Origin of the sequence: Micromonospora sp. D75, from assembly GCF_018070405.1 — a bacterium.
GTDB classification, from domain to species: domain Bacteria; phylum Actinomycetota; class Actinomycetes; order Mycobacteriales; family Micromonosporaceae; genus Micromonospora; species Micromonospora chalcea.
The window spans coordinates 1-8,493 of the sequence record NZ_JAGPXV010000226.1 but is presented as its reverse complement, the minus strand read 5'-3'; the positions used below and the strand labels follow the sequence as shown (position 1 = coordinate 8,493).

Below are 8,493 nucleotides of genomic sequence, written 5' to 3'. Positions count from 1 at the left end.
CCGCCCGGCGCCGGGCAGCCGGGACCCGCTGGCGCCGTGCCCGGCGAAGTCGAGCAGCACCGCGACGCCGCCCTGGCGGGCCACCGAGTCGGCCAGCGGCCGCATCAGCCGGGCCGACCCGGCGAAGCCGTGCGCGATCACCACCCCGGGCCGCAGGCCACCGGCCCCGCCGTCGGCACGTACCTCGGTCAGCGGCACCCCGGCCACCGTCGCCCGCGCGGTGCTCAGCCCGGCGTCGGCGCGGACCAGGAGCAGTGCGCCGAGGACGACGGCGAGCAGCGCGACCACGCCGCAGGCGAGCGTTCGCCGCGACGCCGGGCCGGGGGTGGGCATGCCGGCACCCTACGCCGCGTCGGCGGCCCGGCGTGACCTTCGCCGCCCGGTGCCGCCGGGCGGCACTGGCCGCGACGCCGCACACTGGATGCCATGGCGATCCCTCTCCCCCGGCCCGGCGCCCTGCTCGGCCTCACCCGTACCGCAGTGGACCAGGCGCTCGGCTCCGCCGCCACGATGGCCTCGGTACCCGCTCGCGCCTTCGCCGTCCTCGACCAGGTCGAGGCGCTGGTCCGGCGGATCGACGGAGTGGTGGACCGGATCGAGGGCACGCTCGACCGCACCGACCGGGTGCTGGCCGACGCCGAGACGGCGGTCCGCGAGGTGGCGGTGATCAGTGCCGCCGCGACCTCGGCGATCGACACGGCGACCGAGGTGGCCGCCGCCGCGACGGTGGTGGTCGGCGAGGCGCAGCGGGTCTCCGCGGCGGCGGCCACCGTGGTCGGCGAGGCGGACCGGGTGGCCCGCAGCGCGGCCGGTGTGGTCACCGAGGCGGAGACGGTGACCGCGCGGGCGGCGGGCACCCTCGCCACCGCCGAGAAGGCCACCGGCGTCGCGAACGAGCTGCTGGCCGCGTACGAGTCGACGCTGCGCCGGGCCGCACCGATGGCGGCGCGTTTCGTGGAGCAGCTCAGCCCCGAGGAGGTGACCGCCGCGATCCGTCTCGTGGACGAGTTGCCGAAGCTCAAGGACCACCTCACCTCGGACGTGCTGCCGATCCTGGCCACGCTGGACCGGGTCGGCCCGGACCTGCACGACCTGCTGGACGTCACCCGCGACCTCAAGCTCGCGGTCGCCGGCATCCCCGGGCTCGGCATGCTGCGCCGCCGCGGCGAACGCCTCACCGACGAGGTGTAAGGAAGGGCCCCTTGTTAACGCCTCCGGTAGTGAAAGGGGCCCTTCTTAACAGTCGGCGAACAGCTCGTCGATCTCCGCGCGGTGCGGCAGCGCCACCGAGGCGCCGAGCTTGCGTACGCACGCCGCACCGGCGGCCGCCGCCCAGCGCACCGCGTCGGCCAGGTCCCGCCCCTCACCCCAGGCCACGGCGAGCGCCGCGGTGAACGCGTCGCCGGCGGCGGTCGAGTCGACCACGTCCACCGGCACCGCCGGCACGTGCGTCGCCGGCCGCTCCCGGTCGACGTACCAGGCGCCGTCGCCGCCGAGCGTGAGCACCGCCCGGGGCACCAGATCCAGCAGCGCCGCCGGCTCGTCCCGGCCGCGACCGGTCAGCGCCTGCGCCTCCGGCTCGTTCACCACGAGCAGGTCGGTGGCCGCCAGCAGCTCGGCCGGCACCGGCCGGGCCGGCGCGGCGTTGAGCACCACCCGGGTACCTGCCGACCGGGCCGCGAGCGCCGCCTCGGTCACCGTCTCGACCGGCACCTCCAGCTGCGCGACCAGCACGTCCGCATCGCGTACGGCGGAAAGCTCGTCGGCGGTCGGCGACGTGAACGCGGCGTTCGCGCCCGGCGTGACCAGGATGGCGTTCTCCCCCGCGCCGCCGACCATGACCAGGGCGACGCCGGACGGGCCGTAGACCACGCGCAGGTGCCCGGTGTCCACGCCGGCCGCTGTCATCCGGGCCCGCAGCGTCACGCCGAACGAGTCCGAGCCGATCGCGCCGAGGAAGACGCAGGAGGCGCCGGCGCGTACCGCGGCGACGGCCTGGTTGGCGCCCTTGCCGCCGGGCAGCATGACGAAGTCGCTGCCCAGCACCGTCTCACCCGGCCGGGGCAGCGCGGCGCCGATGCCGACCAGGTCCATGTTGGCGCTGCCGACGACGGCGATCCGGGTCTGCGGCACGGTGTCCGTCCCGTCGCTCAGGCGGCGCGGGCGGCCCAGCGGTCGCCGGACCGCGTGACCACCAGCGGCAGGCCGAACGTCTTCGACAGGTTGTCGGCGGTGAGCACGTCGCCGAGCAGGCCCTGCGCCACCACGCCGCCCTCGCGCAGCAGCAGCGCGTGCGTGAAGCCCGGCGGGATCTCCTCGACGTGGTGGGTGACCAGCACCATCGCGGGCGCGTCCGGGTCGTACGCCAGCTCGGCCAGCCGGGCCACCAGGTCCTCGCGCGCGCCCAGGTCGAGCCCGGCGGCCGGCTCGTCGAGCAGCAGCAGCTCCGGGTCGGTCATCAGGGCGCGGGCGATCTGCACCCGCTTGCGTTCGCCCTCGGACAGCGTGCCGTACGCGCGGTCGGCGAGGTGCCCGACACCGAGCTGGCGCAGCAGCGCGGCGGCGCGCGCCTCGTCGGTGCGGTCGTAGCTCTCCCGCCAGCGGCCCACCACCGACCAGGCGGCGGTCACCACCACGTCGGTGACGCGCTCGTCGGCGGGGATCCGCTCGGCGAGCGTCGCGGTGGACAGGCCGATGCGGGTACGCAGCTCGTTGACGTCGGTGCGGCCGATGCGCTCGCCGAGCACGTGGGCGACGCCGTTGGTCGGGTACAGCCGGCCGGAGGCCAGGTTGAGCAGTGTCGTCTTGCCCGCGCCGTTCGGCCCGAGCACCACCCACCGTTCGTCCAGCTCGACCCGCCAGTCGACGTCGTGCACCAGCGCCGTGCCGGAACGCTTGACGCCGACCCCGTCGAGGCTGACCACCAGATCCGCGTCCACGGTCGAGGGGGCGGGGGCGCCCGGGGCGCCGGGGATCAGGTCACCAGTCACCGCACCATCCAATCACGCATCCGGCACGGTGCCCCCCACGGGAGGCGTCGCCACCATAGGGTGGGGCGCCGTGTCGTTGGTCACCGCTTCCGGAAGGACACCCATGCCCGACCGCTGCCGGAAGGCGCGCGGATGAGCGCGGTCATCGAGATCGCCGGCCTCCGCAAGACGTTCCACTCGCTGCGCCAGGGGCGGCGGGTCGCCGTCGACGGCTTCGACATGCTGGTCGAGGCGGGTCAGGTGCACGGTTTCCTGGGGCCGAACGGGTCCGGCAAGACCACCACGCTGCGTGCGCTGCTCGGGCTGGTCCGGCCGGACGCCGGGCGGATGCGCGTGCTGGGCGCCGATTCACCCGAGCGCCTGCCGGACGTGGCCGGCCGGGTCGGCGCGATCGTGGAGAGCCCGCAGTTCTTCGCCAACTTCACCGCGCACCGGACGCTGCGGCTGCTGGCCGTGGCCGGTGGCGTGCCGACCGTCCGGGTGGACGAGGTGCTGGAGCAGGTCGGGCTGCGGGACCGGGGCCACGAGCGGGTCAAGGGCTACTCGCTGGGCATGAAGCAGCGGCTGGCGGTCGCCTCGGCCCTGCTGAAGAACCCGGAGCTGCTGATCCTGGACGAGCCGGCGAACGGGCTGGACCCGGCCGGCATCCGGGAGATGCGCGACCTGACCCGGTCGCTCGCCGAGGCCGGGGTGACGGTGCTGCTCTCCAGTCACATCCTGGCCGAGATCCAGTTGATCTGCGACCACGTGACGATCGTCAGCCGGGGGCGGCGGGTCGCGTACGGGCCGGTGGAGGAGGTGCTGGCCGGCTTCGACCAGCACCAGTGGCGGGTGCGGGTGGCCGACCCGGAGCAGGCCGGTGACCTGCTGGGCCGGGCCGGTCTGTCGGTGACGGCCGGGCCGGACCACCTGGTGGTGACCGGCGTGGAGGATCCGGAGACGATCAGCCGGACGCTCGGCGAGCAGGGCGTGTGGGTACGCGAGCTGGTCCCGCTGCGGCCGGACCTGGAAAGCGTCTTCCTGGAACTGACCGGCGACCACGAGCACATGGGCGTGGAGGTGCCGCGGCAGGTCGACGGCGCGCCGCCGAGCGACGGAGTGATCGACCTCGACGTCCGGGAGAGCCGGGAGGTGGACGCGTGAACCTGGTCCGTGCCGAGCTGGAGCGGCTGGCCGCCCGGCGCTTCGTGCAGCTCATGGTGGTGCTGCTGGCTGCCGCCTTCGCGGTGACGGTGGTGACCACCCTCGCCGGTTCGCACCGGCCCAGCCCGGCGGAGCTGAGCCGCGCGCAGGCGCAGGCGGCGGAGAGCGTCCGCGAGATGGAGATGACGTACGACCGCTGCCTGCGGATCCGGGAGGGCTCGCTCCCGCCGGCCGAGAACGACTACCTGCCGCGCGACTGCGCCCAGATCGACCCGGCCCAGCTCGACGAGCTGCCGACCGCGGCCGACTACCTCAGCGGTGTCTTCGTCTTCGCCAAGGAGGCCGAGCCGCTGCTCTACTTCCTGATCGCGTTCCTGACGCTGTTCGGGTTCCTGGTCGGCGCCTCGTACATCGGGGCCGACCTGAACTCGGGCGGGGTGGTCAACCTGCTGCTGTGGCGGCCCCGGCGGTCGACGGTGCTCGCCGCGAAGCTGGGCACCCTGCTGGGCGGGCTGGTCGGCCTGTCGGTGCTGGCCTCGGTGGCGTACCTCGGGGCGTTCTGGTTGATCGGCCAGGCGTCCGGTCTGGTGGGGCGGACCGGTGGCGACTTCTGGCCGTCGCTCGCCGCGATCTGGGGGCGCGGCCTGGTGCTGGTGCTGCTCGCCGCGGCGCTCGGCTTCGCCGTCGCCACGCTGGGCCGGCTGACGTCGGCGGCGCTCGGCGCGGTGGCCGCGTACGTGGTGGTGTGGGAGCTGGGGGCGCGGCTGGTGTTCCAGATCCTCCAGGTGGGCCGGCCGGACCGGTACATGCTGTCCAGCTATCTGGCGGCCTGGCTCTCCGGTGAGGTGCGGCTCTGGGACGGCAACGCCTGCGGCCCCGGGATCTCCGGCTACTGCGACGGTTCGTACACGGTGACCTGGCCGTCGGGTCTGGTGGTGCTGCTCGGGCTCACCGGCGCGCTCGTGGCCGCGGCGTTCACGGTGTTCCGCCGCCGCGACCTGATGTGACGGAAGGGCAGGCCCGGCAACTCCTTGCGAACCCTGACGCCATGATGAAGGATTCCTTCACATGGCGTCAGGGCGCACGACGCGGTCAGCCGACCGTCGAGCCGAACACCTCGTCGCGCACCGCGTCCAGCGCGGTACGCAGCGCGCCGCGCAGGATCGGCTCCTCGGTCAGCCCGGTGGTCACCACCCGGGGCCGGACGAGCGTGATCGCGGCGACCTCGTGCTGCACCCGCTCGGCCAGCGCCGCCCCGCCCGCCTGCCCGACCGCGCCGGCGAGCACCACCAGCGGCGGGTCCAGCACCACGCAGGTGCTCGCCACGCCGAGCGCCAGCCGGCGGGCCAGCTCGTCCAGCATCGGCCCACCGGCGGTGCCGGCCGCGATCGCCGCGCGTACCACCTCGGCCGCCCGGGCCGCCGCGACGCCCTGCTCCGCCGCCTTCGGGGTGGCGAAGCCGTGCTCGGCGGCCACCGCGCGTACCGCGTCGGCGCCGACGAGCTGCTGGAATGCCGGCTTGGCCCGCTTGGACACGTCGCGCGGGATGGGCGCGCCGGGCACCGGCAGGTAGCCGATCTCGCCGGCCGCGCCGCTGCTGCCGTGGTGCAGCCGCCCGCCCAGCATGATCGCCAGGCCGACGCCGGCGTCCACCCAGACCAGCACGAAGTCGGAAGTGCCCTGGGCCGCGCCGGACTGCGCCTCGGCCACCGCGGCGAGGTTCACGTCGTTCTCGAACACGACCGGGGTGTCCAGGTCCTCGCGCAGCGCGGCGAGCAGGCCGCTGTGCCAGCGCGGCAGGTTGAACGCGAAGGTGATGTCGCCGGTCTGCGGGTCCACCAGGCCGGGGGTGCCGAGCACGACGCGCCGGACGGCGGACAGCTCCGCCCCGGCGCTGCTGGCCGCCTGGACCACCGCGTTGTGCACCACCCCGACCGGGTCGTCGGTGTCCTTCGTGGACTGCTCGACCCGGCCGGCCACCGTACCGGTGATGTCGGCGCAGGCCGCCACCACCCGCTCCGCGCCGACGTCCACGCCCACCACGTACGCGCTGCTCGGCCGGACGGCGTAGAGCTGGGCGTTCGGGCCCCGCCCGCCGGCCTGCTCGCCGACCCGGGCGACCAGGCCGCGCTCCTCCAGCCGTTCGACGAGCTGGGACGCGGTGACCTTGGACAGCCCGGTCAGCTCACCGATCCGGGCCCGGGTCAGCGGGCCGCGTTCGAGCAGCAGCTCCAGCGCCGCACGATCGTTGAGCGCCCGCAGGAGTCGGGGGGTACCGGGCAGCCGGGTCGCACTCATGCCGTCGTCCTCAATTTTCAGTAAAGTTTTCTAACCACAAAACGCCTGCCGAGGGGCGTCCGTTAGCGTATCGGCCGCCCCGATCCGCGAAGGTCGGACGACCCGGCAGGGAAAGGGGATACTCGTGGGTCAGGATCCAGGACTCCGGCGGCTCGCGCTGGGCACGCTGCTGGCCGCGTACCCGGGTCCGGTCCCGCCGGACTGGGCGGTCGACCTGCTCGCCGACGGGCTCGCCGGGCACACCCTGTTCGGCACCAACATCCATGACCCGGCCCAGGTCGCGGCGTCCACGGCGGCGCTGCGCGCCGGCCGCCCCGACGTGATCGTCGCGATCGACGAGGAGGGCGGCGACGTCACCCGGCTGGCCCACGCCACCGGCAGCCCGTACCCGGGCAACGCCGCGCTCGGCGCCGTCGACGACCCCGCGCTGACCCGCGAGGTGTACGCGGCGATCGGCGCCGAGCTGGCCGCGCTCGGCGTCACGCTCGACCTGGCGCCCACCGTCGACGTGAACACCGCCGACGAGAACCCGGTCATCGGCACCCGCTCGTTCGGCGCCGACCCGAAGCGGGTGGCGGTCCACTCGGCCGCCGCCGTCGCCGGCCTCCAGTCGACGGGCGTGGCCGCCTGCGCCAAGCACTTCCCCGGGCACGGCGCCACAGTCGCCGACTCCCACCACGAGCTGCCCACAGTCGACGTGCCGCCGGCCGTCCTGCGGGAACGGGACCTGCCGCCGTTCGCCGCGGTGGTCGACGCGGGCGTCCGCGCGGTGATGACCGCGCACATCCGGGTGCCGGCGCTGACCGGCGACGGCCCGGCCACGTTCAGCCGCGCGGTCCTGCACGACCTGCTGCGCGTCGAGTACGGCTTCACCGGCGCGGTAGTCACCGACGCGCTGGAGATGAAGGGCGCGGTGCTCGCCGCCGGCGGGGTCGGCACGGGCGCGGTCCGGGCGCTGGCGGCCGGCGCGGACCTGCTCTGCATCGGCGCCCGGGTCGACGCCGAGCTGGTCGAGTCGGTCGCCGCCGAGATCGTCGCGGCGATCGGCGACGGGCGGCTGGCGCGCGAGCGGGTCGAGGAGGCGGCCGGCCGGACCGCCGCGCTCGCCGCCACCGGCCCCGCCGACGCCCCGCCGCCCGCCACCGACGGCCTCGGCTACGCCGCCGCGCTGCGGGCGGTACGGGTCGAGGGCGACCTCACCCGCGCCGCCGCACCCCTGGTGGTGCAGGTGCACGCCACCTCCACCGTCGCCGAGGGGCGGGTGCCGTGGGGGCTCGGCCCGCACCTGGCCGCCGGGATCGAGCAGGCCCGCGCGGTGGCGGGCGAGACCGACCCGGAGAAGCTGCGGCGGCTCGCCGGGGACCGGCCGGTCGTGCTGGTCGGGCGGCACTTGCACCGGCTGCCCGGCGCGCGGGAGCTGGTCGAGGCGCTGGCCGCCACGCATCAGGTGACAGTGGTCGAGATGGGCTGGCCGGGCGCGTGGCGGCCGGCTGGCGCGCGCGCGTTCGTCGCCACCCATGGCGCCAGCCACGCCAACGGCCGCGCCGCCGCGCAGACGCTGGGCCTGACCGGCTGACCGCATCACTCTTGAACACGTTCAAAATCTGTCGTACGCTCAGGGCGTCCTTGATTTGAACACGTTCAAGAGAGGCGACGGGGATGGACGTGAAGGTCTGGATGTACCTGGCCTACCTCGCGGTCAGCATCGGTCTGACCATCTGGGTGGCCCGGGCACTGTCCCGCAACGGGTTGGTGTTCCTGCAGGACGTGTTCGCCGACAGCCGGCTGGCCGAGGCGGTCAACAGCCTGCTCGTGGTCGGCTTCTACCTGCTCAACCTCGGCTACGTCACGGTGGCGATGAAGGAGTCCGGCCCGGTCGGCGACACCAGCCAGGCGCTGGAGCAGCTCTCCATGAAGGTGGGCCTGGTCCTGCTGGTACTGGGCGCGCTGCACTTCTTCAACGTCTTCGCGCTCGGCCGCTACCGGCGCGGCCGCCTGCGGCAGCAGGCCACCCACCCGCCGCTGCCGCCGGTCAGTATCCACCCGCCGCCGGGTGGGCCCG

Annotated in this window: 8 protein-coding genes and 1 pseudogene; 5 read left to right on the top strand and 4 right to left on the bottom strand. The window is 74.9% G+C overall.

The window, feature by feature from the left end; all coding sequences use genetic code 11:
* A pseudogene (locus KBX39_RS15550) lies at positions 1–333 on the bottom strand (dienelactone hydrolase); the annotation flags it as partial.
* A gap of 93 nt (positions 334–426) precedes the next feature.
* Here KBX39_RS15550 and KBX39_RS15545 point away from each other — a divergent pair.
* On the top strand, positions 427–1,191 hold the full coding sequence (locus tag KBX39_RS15545; RefSeq protein ID WP_210871219.1) for a hypothetical protein: 765 nt from the start codon (positions 427–429) through the stop codon (positions 1,189–1,191).
* Positions 1,192–1,236: 45 nt separating this feature from the next.
* Here the strand turns inward: KBX39_RS15545 and KBX39_RS15540 are convergent, their stop codons facing one another.
* Positions 1,237–2,133, bottom strand: a complete 897-nt coding sequence (locus KBX39_RS15540; protein WP_069087606.1) for a ribokinase — start codon at positions 2,131–2,133, stop codon at positions 1,237–1,239.
* Positions 2,134–2,150: 17 nt separating this feature from the next.
* The gene (locus KBX39_RS15535; RefSeq protein WP_205795773.1) at positions 2,151–3,002 is read right to left on the bottom strand and encodes an ABC transporter ATP-binding protein; all 852 of its coding nucleotides are present in this window, start codon (positions 3,000–3,002) and stop codon (positions 2,151–2,153) included.
* Positions 3,003–3,122: 120 nt separating this feature from the next.
* Here KBX39_RS15535 and KBX39_RS15530 point away from each other — a divergent pair, with 120 nt between their 5' ends.
* Both KBX39_RS15530 and KBX39_RS15525 read left to right on the top strand, forming a co-directional pair.
* Positions 3,123–4,133: an ABC transporter ATP-binding protein gene (locus KBX39_RS15530; RefSeq protein ID WP_043326083.1), complete on the top strand. Its 1,011-nt coding sequence runs from the start codon at positions 3,123–3,125 to the stop codon at positions 4,131–4,133.
* Entirely contained in the window at positions 4,130–5,140 is a 1,011-nt protein-coding gene (locus KBX39_RS15525; RefSeq protein ID WP_043326085.1) for an ABC transporter permease subunit, read from the top strand. Before KBX39_RS15530 ends, KBX39_RS15525 begins: the two co-directional genes overlap by 4 nt.
* An 85-nt stretch (positions 5,141–5,225) precedes the next feature.
* Here the strand turns inward: KBX39_RS15525 and KBX39_RS15520 are convergent, their stop codons facing one another.
* On the bottom strand, positions 5,226–6,431 hold the full coding sequence (locus KBX39_RS15520) for an ROK family transcriptional regulator (protein ID WP_030500934.1): 1,206 nt from the start codon (positions 6,429–6,431) through the stop codon (positions 5,226–5,228).
* A 124-nt stretch (positions 6,432–6,555) separates the two neighbouring features.
* Between KBX39_RS15520 and KBX39_RS15515 the strand changes: the two genes are divergently transcribed.
* On the top strand, positions 6,556–8,007 hold the full coding sequence (locus tag KBX39_RS15515; protein ID WP_210871217.1) for a glycoside hydrolase family 3 protein: 1,452 nt from the start codon (positions 6,556–6,558) through the stop codon (positions 8,005–8,007).
* An 83-nt stretch (positions 8,008–8,090) separates the two neighbouring features.
* Positions 8,091–8,493, top strand: a 403-nt coding sequence (locus tag KBX39_RS15510) for a hypothetical protein (protein ID WP_210871215.1), incomplete at its 3' end; no start/stop codon positions are given.